Genomic DNA, 17,110 nt, shown 5'->3' on the forward strand with positions numbered 1-17,110 from the left:
GCAGAGCCGCAGGCGCAACCGCTCAATCGTCCGCGGCGGGGTCCAGATCGGGGAACAGCACCTCGGTGAAGCCGAACTTGCTGAAGTCGGTGATTCGCGAGGGATACAGGCGGCCGATCAGGTGGTCGCACTCGTGCTGCACCACCCGCGCATGGAACCCTTCGACGCTGCGGTCGATCGGCTGTCCCTGCGGGTCCAGGCCCTGGTAGCGGATGCGCCGATGGCGCGATACCGCGCCGCGCAACCCCGGCACCGACAGGCAGCCCTCCCAGCCCTCTTCCATCTCGTCGTCCAGCAGGGTGATCCGCGGGTTCAGCAGGATGGTCGGCGGCACGGCCGGGGCGTCCGGATAGCGCTCGCTGCGCTCGAAACCGAAGATCACCAGCTGCAGGTCGACGCCGATCTGCGGCGCGGCCAGCCCTACCCCGCCGACGTGATGCATGGTTTCGAACATGTCGTCGATCAGCCGTTGCAGCTCCTCGCTGCCGAACAGTTCGGACGGCACCGGCTGCGCGATACGCAACAGGCGCTCGTCACCCATCTTGAGGATTTCCCGGATCATGCCGCCCCCTGATAAAGGTCAGTAACGCCCTACATGCTCAGCCAGAAAACCAGACAGGACAAGACGCAAAGCGCTTCCATCTCCGGCAATTGCGCCATTGATTTGACACCGAACGGCTTTCTTTCCCGGCACATCCGGTAATATTCGCCGCACACCGACTACACTGGCCAGTCGTGCCACCCCGCTACGTTTTCCTGGAGGAAACCTTTTTGCCTTCGTTGCCCACCTTGCAGCCCCTCGACCTCTACAGGCGCACCCTGGCCTGCCTGGTCCTGGCGGTTTCCTGCCTGGGCGGCGGAGGCCTGTGGGCGGACGACGCACGGACGTCGGTCGAGCAACGCAGCAATGCGGTCAGCCAGGTTCTGCTGGGCATATTCAGCTACGTGCGCTGGCCGAAGGAGCCGGCGGTCCTGCAACTCTGCGTGGTCGGACCGACCGAGTACGCCGACGGCCTGCTCCGCGGCATGGTGCAGGCCAATGGCAGGCGCGTGCATGCGGAACGCCGCGCGGTGGACAACCCGGACCTCGGCACGCTCTGCAACGTGATCTACCTCGGAGTGGTCGACGAGCGCGAGCGCCAGCAGGTGTTCCGCAGCCTGGCCGGGCATCCGGTCCTGTCCATCAGCGAGCGTGGCACCGAATGCAGCGTCGGCAGCATGTTCTGCCTCAACGTCGGCGGTCCGCGCATCACCTTCGAGGCCAATCTCGACTCCATCGCCCGCAGCGGCGTACGCGTGCACCCGAGCGTATTGAAACTGGCAAGGCGGCAGGCCACTCCGTGATGAACCGTCGTCGTCGCTATACGGGTTCCAATCCATCGCTGCGCCGGGTGCTCTATCGCGCACACCTGGGCGTGGCGCTGGTCGCGGTATTCACCGCCGGGCTGGCGGTGACCCTGGTCGGCCTGCTGACCCTGCGCGCCTATGCCGACCCCAACCAGCAACTGATCGCCCGTTCCATCAGCTATACCGTCGAAGCCGCAGTGGTCTTCGGCGATGCCCAGGCCGCCGAGGAGTCCCTGGCGCTGATCGCCTCCAGCGAAGAGGTCTCCAGCGCCATCGTCTACGACCGCCAGGGACAGACCCTGGCCAGTTGGCATCGGGAAAGCACCGGGCCGCTGCACCTGCTGGAACAGCAACTGGCGCACTGGCTGCTCAGCGCGCCGACCGAACAACCGATCCTGCACGACGGCCAGAAGATCGGTTCGGTGGAGGTGAAGGGCTCCGGCGGCAGCCTGCTGCGCTTCCTGCTCACCGGTTTCGCCGGCATGGTCCTGTGCCTGCTGCTTACCGCCCTGGGCGCCTTCTACCTGTCGCGGCGGCTGGTACGCGGTATCGTCGGCCCGCTCGACCAACTGGCGAAGGTCGCGCATACCGTGCGCCGCGAACGGGATTTCGAGAAGCGCGTACCGGAAGCCGGCATCGCCGAGCTGAGCCAACTGGGCGAGGACTTCAACGCCCTGCTCGACGAACTCGAATCCTGGCAGGCGCGCCTGCAGGACGAGAACGCCTCGCTGGCGCACCAGGCCCACCACGACAGCCTGACCAGCCTGCCCAACCGCGCCTTCTTCGAAGGCCGCCTGAGCCGGGCGCTGCGCGATGCCAACGAGCATCGCGAGCAATTGGCGGTGCTGTTCATCGACAGCGACCGCTTCAAGGAGATCAACGACCGCCTCGGCCATGCCGCCGGCGACACCGTGCTGGTCAACATCGCCATGCGCATCCGTGGGCAGTTGCGCGAAAGCGACCTGGTGGCGCGCCTGGGCGGCGACGAATTCGCCGTCCTGCTCGCACCGCTGGCGTCCGGCGCCGACGCCCTGCGCATCGCCGACAACATCATCGCCAGCATGCAGGCGCCGATCCGGCTCAGCGACGGCAGCACGGTGAGTACCTCGCTGACCATCGGCATCGCCCTCTATCCCGAGCATGCGGATACCCCGGCGGCGCTGCTCCACGACGCCGACATGGCGATGTACATCGCCAAGCGCCAGGCCCGCGGCAGCCGGCGCCTGGCGGAACTCAACGACCCCCGCATCCTTCAGGAAGAAAAGGAGATAGACAGTGCTACCCCAGAGGCTCCACCCAAGTAGATTGCTTGCCCTCGCCCTGTTCAGCCTTGTGCTGGGCCTGGCCGGTTGCCAGACCAAGCCGCCGCAGACCGGCCTGAGCGCCGAGCAGATCGCCGTGCTCCAGGAGCAGGGCTTCGAACTCCGCGACGAAGGCTGGGAGTTCGGCATGTCGAGCAAGGTGCTGTTCGGCAACAATCTAGACCGTCTCAATCCCGACAGCCGCAACACCCTGACCAAGATCGCCCGCGCCCTGCTCGCGGTAGACATCGACAAGGTCCGCCTGGAAGGCCACACCGACAACTACGGCGACGAAGGCTACAATCAAAAGCTCTCCGAACGGCGCGCCGAATCGGTGGCCGCGGTATTCCGCGAAGCCGGCATGCCGGCGGCCAACATCGAGGTCCGCGGCCTTGGCATGAGCAAGCCGGTGGCCGATAACAAGACCCGCGCCGGCCGCAGCGAGAACCGCCGCGTCGCCATCATCGTTCCCGCCGAGTAATCCTGCGCTCGCGGGCTGCGTACGGCCCACCCGTACCTGGCCCGTCCATCGCCCGGCCCCGCCACTACCCCGCTTCCGGCCTATGTTGAAGGAAGAAGCCAGCAGACCGGCGTACCGGCCGCCGCTGCCGCGGATGCTAGACTGAATGCTGCGCAAGAAACCGACAATCCCGGCCGACCTGCCGCTTGCGGGTGCTCCGGGATTCACCGACAGGGGGTATCGACCTTTGCCTGTTCGCCCAAGGAACAGGCCGTCAGACGATGGGAGGCATGCCATGAACCGGCATTACTACATCAGCGACAACCTCGACGAGCTGGAACGGCTCGAAGCCGAACTGGAAGCCAGCGGCATCGCCACCGAGCAGATCCACGTCCTCAGCGAAAAGGACGCGGAGACCGGCCAGCGCCATCTGCACGAAGTCTCTCCGTTCATGAAGAAGGATGTGGTCCGCTCCGGCCGTGTCGGCCTGCTGGTCGGCCTCGTCCTGGCCATCGTCGCCGTGGCCTTCGCCTATGCCAGCGGCTGGACGGAAACCGCCGCCGGCTGGATTCCGGTGATCTTCCTCGGCGCCATGCTCTGCGCGTTCTGCCTGTGGGAAGGCAGCTTCTTCGGCCTGCAGCGCACCAACCGCGCCTTCCGTCCCTTCGAAGAACGCCTGCACCAGGGGCAGCACCTGTTCTTCGTCGATGTGAAGAACGCCCAGGAGCCGATCCTGGTCAACGTGGTCAGCCACCACCCGCGCCTGCAGGACGCCGGCACCGGCCCCGCGGTCTCTCCGCTGCTGCTGGGCTGGCAGCAACGCTGGCGGCAGTTCCGGCGGATGGTCTGAGCGGCGGGGCCTGCGCACCGCGCAGGTCCTGCGGCGTCCCTCCGGCTGCTAGAATATCCGGCTACCCGCCCGCCATCCCGGCCGGCGCGGCCCGTCAGGAAACTCCATGAAACTCGATAAAGCGGCAGCCATCGCACAGCTCAACCAGGCCTTGGGCATGTCCGTGCTGGATGCCGGCAACACCCTGCTCGCCCGCTTCAACAAGAGCAAGAACGTCTGGTGGTTCGATATTCCGCTCAGCCAACTGAAGGCCGGCAAGTTCCTCAACCTGCTGCTGGCGAACCCGGCCGGCGATGCAGTGGAGCACCTGAAGGTGCCCACCGGTTTCCTTCGCCATCAGCAGGACAGCCTGGAACTGCGCGACAAGAACGCCCGCCGGCCGACCCTCAGCCTGGAGCTGAGCGCGGACCCCGGCAAGCGCCTGCGCGACGTCCGCCCCGGCGGCGCTGGCCTGGACTTCGCCCCGTTCCTCCAGCCCTGAGCGGAAACCTCAGCGCGGCAGTTCGATGCGTTCCGGGTGGATCAGGATCAGGCCTTTCTTGTAGAGGCCGCCGATGGCCTTCTTGAAGGTCCCCTTGCTGACCCCGAAGAGCCGGTGGATATCTTCCGGCGAACTCTTGTCGCTGAGCGGCAGGCTGCCGCCGGCCTCCAGCAGCCGGGCGAGAATCTGCTGGCTCAGCTCGACGGCGGCCTCGGCGCCGACCGGCTGCAGGCTAAGGGCGATCTTGCCGTCCGCGCGCAATTCCTTGATGTAGCCCTGTTCGCGCATGCCGCTGCGGAGGAACTTGAACGCCTCGTTCTTGTGGATCAGGCCCCAGTGCTTGCCCTCGATGATCGCCTTGAAGCCCATCTCGGTACGCTCCACCACCAGCAGGTCGACCGCCTGGCCGACGCTGTAGCGTGGCGGCAGGTTGTCCAACTGGCGGTCCAGGCGTGCGGTGGCGGTGATGCGGTTGGTGCGCTTGTCCAGGTAGACGTAGACCACGCAGTAGTCGCCGACCTGCAACGGACGCTTTTCTTCCGAATGCGGCAGCAGCAGGTCCTTGGGCAGGCCCCAGTCGAGGAACAGGCCGATCCGGTTGATCTCCACGACCTTCAGGCTGGCGAAACCGCCGACCTGGACCTTGGGCGTCTGGGTGGTGGCGATCAGGCGGTCGTCGCTGTCCAGGTAGATGAACACGTTGAGCCAGTCGCCCACTTCGCTGGGCTGGTCCTTCGGCACATAGCGCTTGGGCAGGAGGATCTCGCCGTGCTGGGTACCGTCGAGATAGAGCCCGAACTCCGTGTGCTTGACCACCTGCAGTGAATTGAAACGCCCGATGACCGCCATGTTGTCTCCCCCTGTCGAAGGGGCGGCATTCTACCGGGCGCCACGCATGCGGGCGGAAGTTTTTGCCGGTACGCCGACGCCGCTCATCGCCTTGCCGGCCATTCGCGCCGAAACATCCTGAACCACGCGGACATTTCCCAAATGCCGACTGTCTACTGGCAGTAAGCACAACGATGTTTCAAAATCGTGAACCCTAAAGACTTTTTTGGAACATCCTTATCAAGGATTCTCGCTGCCGCTCATCAGGAGTTCCTGTGCGTCCACTCAGCCGTTGGCTCTCATCTTGCGGCTCGCTTCTGGCGCTGGCCGCGCTGTTCCTGGTCGTTCCCCTCGCCGGCCGCTACTGGCTCGGCTGGTCGACGCCGTTCGGCTATCTCTCGGACCTGGCCCTCGGCAGCCTGCTGGTGCTGCTCCTGCATCGACGCTCCCTGTGGTTCGCGCTCCCGGTCATGCTGCTCTGGTGCCTGTTCCTGATCGGCAATGCCGAACTGGTCGGCGCGGTCGGGCGCATGCCGGAACCTTCCGACCTCAAGTACCTGCTGGATCCGCAGTTCGTCAGCAGCTCCACCCAGGGCGGCGGCCTCGCCCACCTGCCACTGGCGCTCGGCCTCGGTGGCGCGACATTGCTTTGCGTGCTGCTCTGGCGTCGCCGCGGTCCGCGCCTGCCGCGCTATGCCTACGCGCTGCCGGCGGCGTTCCTGGCGGCGCATGTCGGCCTGCAATACCTGCGTCCGAGCGACGCCGACCAATGGCAGCAGTACAACCTGCCGCACAAGCTGCTGGCCAGCGCGCTCAGCAGTGGCCAACTGGCGGTCGAAGACTGGCTCGCCGACGACCGTCCGGACACCCCGCCGGACGTCGCCGGGCTCAACCAGCTCGACCTTTCCGGAACGCCGCTGCTGGCCGGCGGAGGGCGCGCGCGCAACGTCCTGATCGTGGCCATGGAGGGAATCCCCGGCGCGTATATCGCCGCCAACCGCGCCGCCATCAACAGCAGCTACCACGAAGCGCCGATGCCCAGGCTGAGTGGCTGGGCCGAACGGGCGATGACCACCCCGGACTACGTGCTGCACAGCCACCAGACCATCCGCGGCCTCTACGCCATGCTCTGCGGCGACTACAGCAAGCTCGACTCGGGCACGCCGAAGGGCGTCGAGCTGCTCAACAACCCGGCCCGGGCCAGGGAGTGCTTGCCCGCCCAGCTGCGCCAGCACGGTTTCAGCACGCACTTCCTGCAGGGTGCCGGCCTGCGCTTCATGGCCAAGGACAAGGTCATGCCGCAGATGGGCTTCGACAAGACCCTCGGGCGCGACTGGTTCCGCAACACGTCCTACCTGGAGTTTCCCTGGGGCATGGACGACAAGGCCTTCTTCGAGGGCGCCGCGACCTACGTGAAGCAGCTGCGCCAGCAGAAGAAACCCTGGATGCTGACCCTGCTCACCGTCGGCACCCACCAGCCCTACTCGGCGCCTGCCGACTACCTGGCCCGCTACCCGAGCGCCAAGCAGGCCGCGGTGGCCTATCTCGACGACGCGATCGACGCCTTCCTCGCCGACCTGGAGAAACAGGGCGTGTTGCGCGACACCCTGGTGGTGCTCACTTCCGACGAATCCCACGGTGTCGACCAGGTGCGCCTCGCCTCGGCCTGGGGCTTCAACCTGGTACTGGCACCGGAACAGGCGGCGCTGCCGCCGATCAAGAGCGGCGTCTACGGCCACGTCGACCTCGCCGCGTCCGTCCTCGACTATTTCGGCTACCGCGTGCCGGCGGGGATTTCCGGGCGCTCGCTGTTCCGCGACTACGCCAGCGGCCGCGAAATGATGTCCTACACCAACGGCATGCTGCGCCACCACGACGGCAAGGACACCTTCGTCGAATGCGATTTCCAGCAGGTCTGCCGGCGCTACCGCAGCGAGGGCTTCATCGCCGACGAAGCCGAGTTCCTCGGTCGCTTCAGCGGTCGCCAGGCACGCCTGGTCAGCCAGCGCGCCGCCGTCCTCGACCACTCCGTGCAACAGGCCGGCCAGTTGGGCCAGGAGTTCCAGTTCGCCACCCACGAACGCATCCGCCTGAAGCCGGAAACCCACAACGACTGGACCGACAACCTGATCGGCGCGCAATACCTGGAGATGCCGAAGAACAGCAGGACCACGGTCACCCTGAAGATCCGCGCCTTGCAGATGGACCGCAACGGCGCCCGGGTGACGCTGAAGACCAAGGAGTTCGAACGCGACGTTCCCATACCGGTACCGGACATCCCGCGCCTGCTCAAAGGCAAGCCGCTGGACATGAGCTTCACCTTCGACAACCCGGAAGCGCGCAAGGCCTTCTCCTTCCACTTGCTCGCCGAGGGCCGCGGGATCATCGAGATCAGCGACTTCCACGTGGTCACGGCGGCCAACCCGGAACCCGTGGAAAGCCGCAGCCAGGTCGCCGAAGCGGCGAAGGAACAGCCGCTGCTGAGCACCCTGAAAAGCCTGTTCGCCAACCGCCCCGAAACCGAGGAAGCGGAACGCGCGGACGCCCCTCGGGAGCGCACCGTCATCCCCGAGCAGAAGGCCCTGATCCTTTCGCACTGACCGCGCCGGAGCGGCCCGCCCGGCCGCCGTGCGCTCCCCGCTGAACCCAGCGCCGTCGCGGGCGTCGAAGATTCGCAAGCAACCAGGCGAAACGGAGAACGGCATGAAGCACCTGGCATTCCTCGCCCTCGGCGGACTCCTGCTGGCGCCCCTGGCCGAAGCGGCCAGCTTCGATTGCGAAAAGGCTGAGCGAGCGGACGAAAAGGCCATCTGCGCGAACCGGGCGCTGAACGACAAGGACGTCGAGATGAGCGTCAAGTACCACTTCCTCCGCGGCCTGTTCGCCATGGGCGGCCGCGGCGCCATGCAGGACCGGCAGCAGGACTGGCTGCGCCAGCGCCGGCGCTGCGGTGGCGACACCGACTGCCTCTCCCGCGCCTACGCGCAGCGTATCGACGAGCTGGACAAGCAGTACGCGGGCATCGACAAGCCGCTCTGAAGCTAGCGTCCGCCGGCAGCGAACTGCAGTTCCGCCAGGCGCGCATAGAGCGGGTTCTCGGCGATCAGCCGGGCATGGCTACCAATGGCCACCAGCCGCCCCTGGTCGATCACCGCGATGCGGTCGGCGCTCTGTACCGTGGCCAGGCGATGGGCGATCACCAGGGTGGTACGTCCGCTCATCAGGCCTGGCAGGGCCTGCTGGATCAGGTGCTCGCTTTCCGCATCCAGGGCGCTGGTCGCCTCGTCGAGCAGCAGCACCGGCGCGTCTACCAGCAACGCCCGGGCGATCGCCAGGCGCTGGCGCTGGCCGCCGGACAGGCCGATGCCGCCCTCGCCCAGGTGGGTGGCGTAGCCCTGCGGCAGACCCAGGATGAACTCGTGGGCATGCGCGGCACGCGCTGCGGCCTCGACCTCGGCGGCGCTGGCATGCGGACGGCCGTAGCGGATGTTTTCCTCGACGCTGCCAAAGAACAGCGCGGGGTTCTGCGACACTAGGGCAAAGCTGCGGCGCAAGTCGGCCGGGTCCAGTTCGACGATCGGCTGCCCGTCCAGCAGCAGCCGTCCCTGCTGCGGATCGAAGAAACGCAGGAGCAGATCGAACAGGGTCGACTTGCCGGCGCCGGAAGGTCCGACCAGGGCCAGGGTTTCCCCCGGTTCGACGGCCAGGCTGATGTCGTCGATGGCCCAGTGTTCGGGACGGGTCGGATAGGCGAAGCGCACCGCCTGCAATTCGATCCTCCCGCTCACCCGTGCCGCCAGCTTGCGTGGTTGCGCTGGCGGGCGGATCTCGCTGCGCGCCCTGAGCAGCTCGGCGATGCGCTCTGCGGCGCCGGCGGCGCGCTGCAATTCGCCGATCACCTCGCTGAGGGTGCCGAAGGCCATGCCGACGATCAGGCTGTAGAAGACGAACGCGGCCAGTTCGCCGGCCGAGATGCTGCCGGCGATCACGTCGCGGCCGCCGACCCAGAGCATGACGCCGACCGCGCCGAGCACCAGCACGATCACCACGGTGATCAGCCAGGCGCGCTGGGCGATGCGCTTGCGCGCGGTGTCGAAGGCGCGTTCGACGGTGCCGGCGAAGCGCTGGCGATCCTGCGCCTGGTGGTTGTAGGCCTGCACGGTCTTGATCTGACCGAGGGTTTCACCGACGTAGCTGCCGACGTCGGCCACCCGGTCCTGGCTTTCCCGCGACAGGCTGCGCACGCGGCGGCCGAACAGCAGGATCGGGGCGATCACCAGCGGCAACGCCAGCACCACGATGCTGGTCAGCTTGGCGTTGGTGACGAACATCAGCAGCACCCCGCCGACCAGCATCAGGGCATTGCGCAGGGCCATCGACAGCGAGGAACCGATCACCGTCTGCAGCAGCGTAGTGTCGGCGGTCAGGCGCGACTGGATCTCGGAGCTACGGTTGGTTTCGTAGAAACCGGGATGCAACTCGATCAGGTGGTCGAACACGCGCTTGCGGATATCGGCGACGAAGCGCTCGCCGATCCAGGACACCAGGTAGAAGCGCACGAAGGTGCCCACGGCCAGGCCGAGCACCAGCACGAAGAACAGCAGGATGTAGCGATTGAGCAATTCGGGCGAGGCGGTGAGGAACCCCTGGTCCACCAGCAGGCGGATGCCCTGGCCCAGGGACAGGGTGATCGCCGCGGTGAACAGCAACGCCACCAGGGCCCCGAGCATGCGCCAGCGGTAAGGCGCCATGAAGCGCCAGGCCAGGCGCAGGGCGATACGTTGGCGGGAGGAGAGAATGGCTGGCATGCGGCGCTCGCTCGGCGGCTGGGGTTCCGCAGGTTAGCACCGGGAACGCAGCGAGGCGATGCATGCCCCGGCCGGCAGCGCGATGATATCGACGTATATATCCGGGCAACTTAGCCGATAACTAATCGTGAACTTTTCATTATTCTCGATATAGGTGAGATAGAGGCCCGGAGAACTTTCTCGCATCAACTAATGCAAACATTGGAATTCATGCCGGGATGCGCGAAGGGAGTTATCCACCTGGCGGTATCCTGCGTCGCCCGGGGTCGGCGGAACATCCAGCCGCGGAGACCTCGAGCAGTTCACCGCCGGATCGCCAATGCCGCAGCGCCTCGCTCGGGTATTGCCTAACGGACTTTATAGAAAACAGCAGGTTACGTCCGAAATCTGATCGACAATATTCAAGATGAAATAAAACGCCGCTTCGGTTATAATGAACGGCCATATTTAATGCAGAGACAGGTCCCCGGATATGGCCATCATGAAGAAAACCGTCGCGCCGAAAGCCGCCAAGCCGGCTCCCGCGGTCGAAACCCGCGAGTCCATCGAAGCGCAGGTCGCCGCCTTCCTCCAGGCCGGCGGCGAGATCCAGAAGATCGCCAAGGGCGTCAGCGGCCAGGTCTACGGCCCGTCGCGGCAGATCACCATCAGCAAGAAGCGCTGATCGCCCGCCCCTCGCCGGGGACTACGAAGGGGATGGCAGGCCGGCACGCAGATGTGCCACGCTCCATCCCCTTTTTCATTGCCTGAATCCCGAGCCCTTCATGCCTGGCCATCCCGATCCACTGCACGGCGTCACCCTGGAAAAACTGCTCACCGAACTGGTCGCCCACCACGGCTGGGCGGAGCTTGGCAAACGGGTCGACATTCGTTGTTTCAGGAACGACCCGAGCATCAAGTCCAGCCTCGCCTTCCTGCGCAAGACGCCCTGGGCCCGGGAAAAGGTCGAGGCGCTCTACGTCCAGCTCAAGCGCAACCAAGGCTGAAGGCTAGCGCGCCAACCCCAGGCGCAGCAATTGCCCGTCCTTCTGGTCGGTGAGCAGGTAGAGATAGCCGTCCGGGCCCTGCCGCACGTCGCGGATGCGCACCCCGAGATCGCCCAGCAGGCGCTCTTCGTGGACGATCCGGTCGCCATCCAGTTGCAGGCGGATCAGTTCCTGCGTCGCCAGCGCGCCGATGAACAAATTATGCTGCCAGGCCGGGAAGCGCTGCGCATCGTAGAACGCCATGCCGCTGATCGCCGGCGACTTCTCCCAGACATGGTGCGGCGCCTCGGTACCTTCGACGGCCTTGCCCCTGGCTTCGGGGATCGGCAGCAGGGTGTAGTTGATTCCATGGGTCGCCAGCGGCCAGCCGTAGTTCCCGCCGGCCTGGGGTATGTTGATCTCGTCGCCGCCGCGCGGGCCGTGCTCGTGGGTCCAGAGCCGGCCGGTCCAGGGATTCAGCGCGGCGCCCTGCTGGTTGCGGTGGCCATAGCTCCAGATCTCCGGCCGCGCGTCGGTACGGCCGACGAAGGGATTGTCCTTGGGAACGCCGCCGTCCGGATACAGGCGGACGACCTTGCCCTGCAACTTGTCCAGGTCCTGCGAGGTGCTGCGCTGGTTGTTCTCGCCGAGGGCGATGAACAGGTGGCCCTTGCCGTCGAAGACCAGGCGCGAGCCGAAGTGATGGCCGCTGGAAAGCTTCGGCAACTGCCGGAAGATCACGTGGAAGCCCTCCAGCCGTCGCTTGTCCGCCGATAACCGGCCACGTCCCGCCGCCGTTCCGGCGCGGCCGTCCTCGCCGGCCTCGGCATAGGTCAGGTAGACCAGCCGGTCCTCGGCGAACCCCGGCGACAAGGCGACGTCGAGCAGTCCCCCCTGGCCGCTGGCGAAGACCCTGGGTACGCCTTCCAGCGGCGCCGACAACTGTCCCTCGGGACTGACGAAACGCAAGCTGCCGGGCCGCTCGGTGACCAATATGCCCTGGTTGTCCGGCAGGAAGGCGACGGCCCAGGGATAGGCCAGACCACCAACCACCGGGGTGACCTCGACGGCGCCCAGCTCGCTGTCGTGGCGACCGGCGTCCACCGCCTCGACCGACGGAGCGAGCAGCGCGACGGCGCTCAGCAGGATGGCATTCAAAGACAGGCCCGGCATGCGTTCTCTCCTTCCCCAAGCGAAAAACACCACTCTAGTCGCAGATCCGCCGCGCCTGGCAGTCCGCACACGGGCTGTAACAAACCCGCCCCTCAAAGCAAGGCGACCATTTCCTTGAGGGTCACCGCCCAGGTGCCCTTGGCATTGATATAGCGATAGCCGAACCGGGAACCGTGCGCCTCGCTGGTGATCACCGCGTTCCAGGCCTGCCCGCGCGGCAGGTCGTGGGCCGGGTCGAGGAGCAGGAAGGCGCGCTCGCTCATGCCGATGGCCAGGCCCCAGTGGCGGATATCGCTGCCCTTGCGGCCGTGGAAACCGAGCACTACCGGAAAGCCGGCCTCCAGGTATTCGCGGGTGTGCCGGACCAACCTGCGCCCCTCGCCCTTGAGGGCGAAATGCTCGGTATCGTTGATCTCGGCCAGCAGCTCCAGCAGGTCGACGCCGGTGGTGCCGACGCGCAGCAGCGGGCCGTGCTGGTCCAGCGCCTTCATCAGGCGCCCGTAGCGACTGCGACTGTCGACCCGCTCCAGGCCCTTGGCCTGGCGCCGGCGCAGTTGGCCGCGGACCAGCATCGCCATGACCAGGCAGTAGGGCCCGCAGGCGCCGTCCATGTCGCCCTGGCGCAGATGGACCTTGTCGCCATGGACGTTGCACAGGCCGCCGCTGCCATCCTCGTCCAGGTCCCATTCCAGGCCATCGATCAGGCGTGACTGCATGAGGGTCTCCTCTCCGGTTCCTTAAGTTGGGACCGAGCGGGCGCCGAATCATTCCTCGGCGCCCATCGCCACAACGAGTAAACTGGCGGTCTTTCATTCCAGTAGCCTCGCCATGACCGACCCGATCCGCCTGTCCAAACGCCTCGCCGAACTCACCGCCTGCTCGCGCCGCGAAGCCGAGCTGTACATCGAGGGCGGCTGGGTCAGCGTCGACGGCGAAGTGATCGAGGAGCCACAGTTCAAGGTGCTCGACCAGCGCGTGGAGCTGCTGCCGGGCGCCCGCGCGGAAACGATTGAACCGGCCACCCTGCTGTTGCACAAGCCGGCCGGCTGGCGCCACGACGATTTCGAAGGCCTGCTCGCTGCGGGGCGGCGCTGGAGCGATGACCCCAGTCCCTTGCGAGCGCTGAAAAAACACTTCGCCCGCCAGCGTCCCACCCTTGCGCTGGACAGCGAGGCTTCGGGGCTGGTGGTGTTCAGCCAGCAGCACGGCGTACTGCGCAAGCTGGTGGACGACGGTGCACGGCTGGAGCAGGAATACCTGGTCGAGGTCGCCGGCGACCTGGCCGCCGGCGGCCTCGAGCGCCTGCGCCACGGCCTCGCCTACCAGGGCCGCAGGCTATCGCCGTGCAAGGTCAGTTGGCAGAACGAAAGCCACCTGCGCTTCGCCCTCAAAGACGTGCTGCCCGGCCAGTTGCGCTTCATGTGCGAAAGCGAGGGGCTGGAAGTGCGGAGCATCCGCCGCCTGCGCATCGGCGCGCTGTCGCTGGCCAGGCTACCGCTCGGCGAATGGCGCTACCTCGGCCTCCACGAACGCTTCTGAGCGCTCATTCGAGGCCACGCAGGGCGCGCCCCGGCGACTGCCCGCAGACCCGCCGGTACATGGCGATGAACGCGCTGTCGCTGGCGTAGCCCAGGGCGTGGGCGACCTCGGTCACCGAGCGGCCTTCGGCCAGGCGCCTCCGCGCTTCGAACAAGCGCGCCTGGGTTCGCCAGCGGGAGAAACCCAGGCCGGTCTGCTCGGTGAACAGACGCGCCAGGGTCCGCCCGCTGGCGCCGACCTCACGTCCCCACGCCTCGATGCTCCAGTCCAGCGCGGGTTGCGCCAGCAGCGCCTCGGCCACCTTCAGCGCCCGCGCATCGCGCGGCATCGGCAGGCTCGCGGCGTGTGCCGGCGCGCTCGCCAGTTCATCGAACAGTGCGCGCAACAGCGTCAGGTGCGGCCCTTCCAATTGCAAGTCGGCTGCCCAGCCGGTCATGCGCAGGATCAGTTCGCGCATTAGCGGCCCGACTTCGAGGACCTGGACGCTGTCCGGCAGCTCGGCGAACGCCGAGGGTTCGAAGTACAGGCTACGGTAGGCGAAGCGCCCGTGCAGGACCGTGCGATGCGGCACGCCGGCCGGCAGCCAGGCGGCCTGGAGCGGCGTCAATTGGCAAATGCGCTCGGCGAAATACAGCGTGACGCTACCGGCCGCCATGTACAGCAACTGCGCGCGCCGGTGGCAATGCCAGTCGCTGCGGTGGCCGGTGCTGTCGACCTCGAGGCCGACCACCGGGCAGCGGGCGAGATCGGGATCCTCGACCCGTTCGTAGGGATAGCGCGGCACCTTGTCCTCTTCGCGATGTTTTCCGTCCTGACCGCAGCATTCTGCCAGGCGCAGGCGGCCTAGGCTTGGCTCTTTTTTCCGGAGCCATCATGCCTGACCGTCCTCGCCCTCCCCTGCTGCTGGTGCTCGCCCTGCTAGCCCTGCCGCAAGTCGCCGAAACCATCCTTTCCCCCGCGCTGCCGGCCCTGGCCAGCCACTGGCGACTGGACGACGCTACCAGCCAGTGGACCATGGCGCTGTTCTTCGTCGGTTTCGCCCCCGGCATCTGGCTCTGGGGCTGGCTGGCCGACCGCCTCGGCCGGCGCCCGGCTCTGCTCGGCGGGCTCGGCCTGGCGGCCCTGGCGACCTTCGGTGCCTGGGCCAGTACCGACTATTCCTACCTGCTTGCCTGTCGCCTGGTCCAGGGCCTCGGCCTGGCGACCTGCTCGGTGACGGTGCAGGCCAGCCTGCGCGATGTGCTGCAAGGCCCGGCGTTGATGAGCTATTTCGTCACGCTCGGCGCGGTGCTGGCCTGGTCGCCGGCAGTCGGCCCCCTCGGCGGCCAGTGGCTGGCCGACCTCGGCGGGCACCCGGCGGTGTTCGCCACCCTGGCGGTGCTGCTCGCCTCGCTGGCGGCGCTGGTCGTCCCGGCCTGGCCGGAAACCCGTCCGCTGCTGGCGGGCACGCCCGAGCCCGCGACCCTGGCGATCTTCCGACGGGTCCTGGCCGACCGCCCGCTACAAACGCGCGCACTGCTGGTGGCGGTGCTCAATGTGCTGGTGTTCTCCTTCTACGCCGCCGGGCCGTTCATGGTCGGCGACCTGCCCGGCCTGGGCTTCGGCTGGATCGGCCTGGCCATCGCCATTGCCGGGAGCCTCGGCGCCTTGCTCAACCGACGCCTGCCGCGCACCTGGAACAGCGCTCGCCGGGTACGCCTGGGCCTAGCGCTGGCGGCCGCCGGCGCGACAGCGCAGACGCTGTTGGCCGCCGTCGGATACGCCGAAGGCCTGTACTGGGCGCTGCCAGCCCTGCCGATCTTCATCGGCTTCGGCGTGGCGATTCCCAACCTGCTGGGTCCGGCGCTGCACGCCTACGACGATTGCCGGGGACGCGCCGGAGCCCTGTTCGGGCTCGCCTACTACCTGCTGATCGGCCTCGGACTGGGCGCGTCCACCCTGCTACCGTTCGACCGTCCCTGGCCGCTGGCCGCGTACTGGAGCCTGCTGGGCCTGGTCGCACTGCTGCTGGCCAGGCGGCTGCCGGAATGAAAGCGGCGCCAGGTACGCCCGTGCAAACCGGACGACCGGCCCGGAAAGCCGGATAGGGCGGCCGTCGCGACGCTGCTATGCTGTGATGGCACAGCGCCCATGCGGACCCGCAGAACGTGGCCAGAACGACGCTCGAATCGATCCAGCACGCCATCGAGGTGAATTCGTCCCTGGCCCTTCCCATCGCCCTGGAGAATCTCTCGCGTCTGACCCACCTCGCGCTGCTGACCGTCCCCTTCAACCTGATCCACATCCTGGTGTTTTCCCTCAAGGACTTCCGCCCGGACCTCGGCCATCAGCTCTGGCGCCAGGAAATCATGTACGCCCATGGCGCCATGGCCCTGCTCTTCGGCGGCATCGGCCTGCTCGCGCTATGGCTGCGCCGCCAGCCGCCCAAGCTGTGGCGCATGCGCCTGCTGATCCTGCTGGGCGGCGCAGGGATCATAGGCTTCGGCGTCGCCATCGCCTGCATCGACCAGCGCATCACCAGCAACATCACGCCGCTGCTGCTGGCCTGTTTCGCCTGCGCCATGTTCATCCTGATCCGCCCGGCCTACGCGGTGCCCTTCTACGGTCTGGCGATGCTGGCCTTCGAGGTGGCGATGGACCACGCCCAGGCCGACCCGCAACTGCGCCTGTCGAACCAGGCCAACGGCCTCACCGCGTTCGGCCTCGGCCTGCTGCTGTCGCTGATCCTCTGGCACGGCCACGTGCGCAACCTGCGCCAGCAACGCAAGCTGGAGTTGCAGCGGCAGGAGCTGGAGGAGAAGAATCGCCAGTTGGAGTACCTGGCCGGTCACGACCCCCTGACCGGCCTGTTCAATCGTCGCGAGTTCGACCAGTTGGTGCTCATGGAGCTCGCGCGCATCGCTCGCCAACCGCAGCCGCTGAGCCTGCTGATGGTCGACCTGGATCACTTCAAGTACATCAACGACCGCTATGGGCACCCCTTCGGCGACGAGGTCATCCGCCATGCCGCCAACCTGCTGCGCGGCAATACCCGTAGCAGCGACAGCGTGGCGCGCCTGGGCGGGGAAGAATTCCTCCTGCTCCTGCCCGACACCGCCGAGCAGCAGGCTCGCAGCCTTGCGGAAAAACTCCGCGAACGCCTCGAAGGTACCCCGCTGGCGACGCAGGACGGCGTGCTCTGCCTGACCGCCAGCTTCGGCGTGGCCAGCCTCGACGGAGGCGGCCAGGCCAGCTACGAGCAGCTCTACAGCGCCGCTGACCAGGCTCTCTACCGGGCCAAGAGCAGCGGTCGCAACCGGGTGGAAGTGATTCGCCTGGCCAGCCTCGCGGAAAGCCTGCGGTAACAATTGATCGGCCG

Annotated in this window: 18 protein-coding genes; 12 read left to right on the plus strand and 6 right to left on the minus strand. The window is 67.0% G+C overall.

The window, feature by feature from the left end:
- Positions 1-22: 22 nt before the first annotated feature.
- On the minus strand, positions 23-562 hold the full coding sequence (def, locus tag AC1RB9_RS20000) for a peptide deformylase (protein WP_003120589.1): 540 nt from the start codon (positions 560-562) through the stop codon (positions 23-25).
- A 209-nt stretch (positions 563-771) separates the two neighbouring features.
- Here def and yfiR point away from each other — a divergent pair, with 209 nt between their 5' ends.
- The 5 genes from yfiR (at position 772) to AC1RB9_RS20025 (ending at position 4,439) form a co-directional block, all read left to right on the plus strand.
- Complete coding sequence (gene yfiR / locus AC1RB9_RS20005; protein ID WP_003082257.1) at positions 772-1,344, plus strand: small colony variant regulatory diguanylate cyclase inhibitor YfiR; 573 nt, start codon at positions 772-774, stop codon at positions 1,342-1,344.
- Positions 1,344-2,651: a small colony variant regulatory network diguanylate cyclase TpbB gene (gene tpbB / locus AC1RB9_RS20010; RefSeq protein ID WP_003082256.1), complete on the plus strand. Its 1,308-nt coding sequence runs from the start codon at positions 1,344-1,346 to the stop codon at positions 2,649-2,651. Before yfiR ends, tpbB begins: the two co-directional genes overlap by 1 nt.
- A complete protein-coding gene (gene yfiB, locus AC1RB9_RS20015) occupies positions 2,623-3,129 on the plus strand; it encodes a small colony variant regulatory network protein YfiB (RefSeq protein ID WP_003082254.1) in 507 nt (168 codons plus the stop codon). Before tpbB ends, yfiB begins: the two co-directional genes overlap by 29 nt.
- A 274-nt stretch (positions 3,130-3,403) precedes the next feature.
- Positions 3,404-3,958 carry a magnesium transporter gene (locus AC1RB9_RS20020; RefSeq protein ID WP_003112496.1) on the plus strand — a complete coding sequence of 185 codons (555 nt, stop codon included), beginning with the start codon at positions 3,404-3,406 and terminating at the stop codon, positions 3,956-3,958.
- 106 nt (positions 3,959-4,064) lie between these two features.
- The gene (locus AC1RB9_RS20025) at positions 4,065-4,439 is read left to right on the plus strand and encodes a hypothetical protein (protein WP_003123156.1); all 375 of its coding nucleotides are present in this window, start codon (positions 4,065-4,067) and stop codon (positions 4,437-4,439) included.
- Between the two features lie 9 nt (positions 4,440-4,448).
- Here AC1RB9_RS20025 and AC1RB9_RS20030 read toward each other — a convergent pair whose 3' ends face one another.
- The gene (locus tag AC1RB9_RS20030; RefSeq protein ID WP_003082250.1) at positions 4,449-5,288 is read right to left on the minus strand and encodes a CvfB family protein; all 840 of its coding nucleotides are present in this window, start codon (positions 5,286-5,288) and stop codon (positions 4,449-4,451) included.
- 254 nt (positions 5,289-5,542) lie between these two features.
- On the opposite strand from AC1RB9_RS20030, the gene AC1RB9_RS20035 reads away from it, so the two are divergent.
- The gene (locus AC1RB9_RS20035) at positions 5,543-7,867 is read left to right on the plus strand and encodes an LTA synthase family protein (protein ID WP_003082248.1); all 2,325 of its coding nucleotides are present in this window, start codon (positions 5,543-5,545) and stop codon (positions 7,865-7,867) included.
- 103 nt (positions 7,868-7,970) lie between these two features.
- Entirely contained in the window at positions 7,971-8,306 is a 336-nt protein-coding gene (locus AC1RB9_RS20040) for a lysozyme inhibitor LprI family protein (RefSeq protein ID WP_003082246.1), read from the plus strand.
- 2 nt (positions 8,307-8,308) lie between these two features.
- Here AC1RB9_RS20040 and hcuC read toward each other — a convergent pair whose 3' ends face one another.
- A complete protein-coding gene (gene hcuC, locus AC1RB9_RS20045) occupies positions 8,309-10,075 on the minus strand; it encodes a hydrophobic compound transporter HcuC (protein WP_003145485.1) in 1,767 nt (588 codons plus the stop codon).
- A 472-nt stretch (positions 10,076-10,547) separates the two neighbouring features.
- Between hcuC and AC1RB9_RS20050 the strand changes: the two genes are divergently transcribed.
- Positions 10,548-10,739, plus strand: a complete 192-nt coding sequence (locus AC1RB9_RS20050) for a hypothetical protein (protein WP_003109112.1) — start codon at positions 10,548-10,550, stop codon at positions 10,737-10,739.
- Positions 10,740-10,839: 100 nt separating this feature from the next.
- Positions 10,840-11,061, plus strand: a complete 222-nt coding sequence (locus AC1RB9_RS20055; protein WP_003082243.1) for a VF530 family protein — start codon at positions 10,840-10,842, stop codon at positions 11,059-11,061.
- 3 nt (positions 11,062-11,064) lie between these two features.
- Here AC1RB9_RS20055 and hcuB read toward each other — a convergent pair whose 3' ends face one another.
- Both hcuB and hcuA read right to left on the minus strand, forming a co-directional pair.
- Positions 11,065-12,213, minus strand: coding sequence for a hydrophobic compound transporter HcuB (hcuB, locus tag AC1RB9_RS20060; protein ID WP_003159764.1), 1,149 nt, complete (start codon positions 12,211-12,213; stop codon positions 11,065-11,067).
- A gap of 92 nt (positions 12,214-12,305) precedes the next feature.
- Positions 12,306-12,929 (minus strand): hydrophobic compound transporter HcuA, encoded by a 624-nt coding sequence (hcuA, locus tag AC1RB9_RS20065; protein WP_003082239.1) that lies wholly within the window; start codon positions 12,927-12,929, stop codon positions 12,306-12,308.
- Between the two features lie 112 nt (positions 12,930-13,041).
- Here hcuA and AC1RB9_RS20070 point away from each other — a divergent pair, with 112 nt between their 5' ends.
- The gene (locus AC1RB9_RS20070; RefSeq protein WP_003086466.1) at positions 13,042-13,752 is read left to right on the plus strand and encodes an rRNA pseudouridine synthase; all 711 of its coding nucleotides are present in this window, start codon (positions 13,042-13,044) and stop codon (positions 13,750-13,752) included.
- Positions 13,753-13,756: 4 nt separating this feature from the next.
- Here the strand turns inward: AC1RB9_RS20070 and AC1RB9_RS20075 are convergent, their stop codons facing one another.
- The gene (locus AC1RB9_RS20075) at positions 13,757-14,536 is read right to left on the minus strand and encodes an AraC family transcriptional regulator (RefSeq protein ID WP_003082235.1); all 780 of its coding nucleotides are present in this window, start codon (positions 14,534-14,536) and stop codon (positions 13,757-13,759) included.
- A gap of 89 nt (positions 14,537-14,625) precedes the next feature.
- Here AC1RB9_RS20075 and AC1RB9_RS20080 point away from each other — a divergent pair, with 89 nt between their 5' ends.
- Both AC1RB9_RS20080 and roeA read left to right on the plus strand, forming a co-directional pair.
- Positions 14,626-15,783 (plus strand): multidrug effflux MFS transporter, encoded by a 1,158-nt coding sequence (locus AC1RB9_RS20080; protein ID WP_003082230.1) that lies wholly within the window; start codon positions 14,626-14,628, stop codon positions 15,781-15,783.
- A 116-nt stretch (positions 15,784-15,899) separates the two neighbouring features.
- Positions 15,900-17,096 carry a diguanylate cyclase RoeA gene (gene roeA / locus AC1RB9_RS20085; RefSeq protein WP_003082226.1) on the plus strand — a complete coding sequence of 399 codons (1,197 nt, stop codon included), beginning with the start codon at positions 15,900-15,902 and terminating at the stop codon, positions 17,094-17,096.
- Positions 17,097-17,110 lie beyond the last annotated feature (14 nt).

It is taken from the genome of Pseudomonas sp. 20-5, from assembly GCF_056782835.1.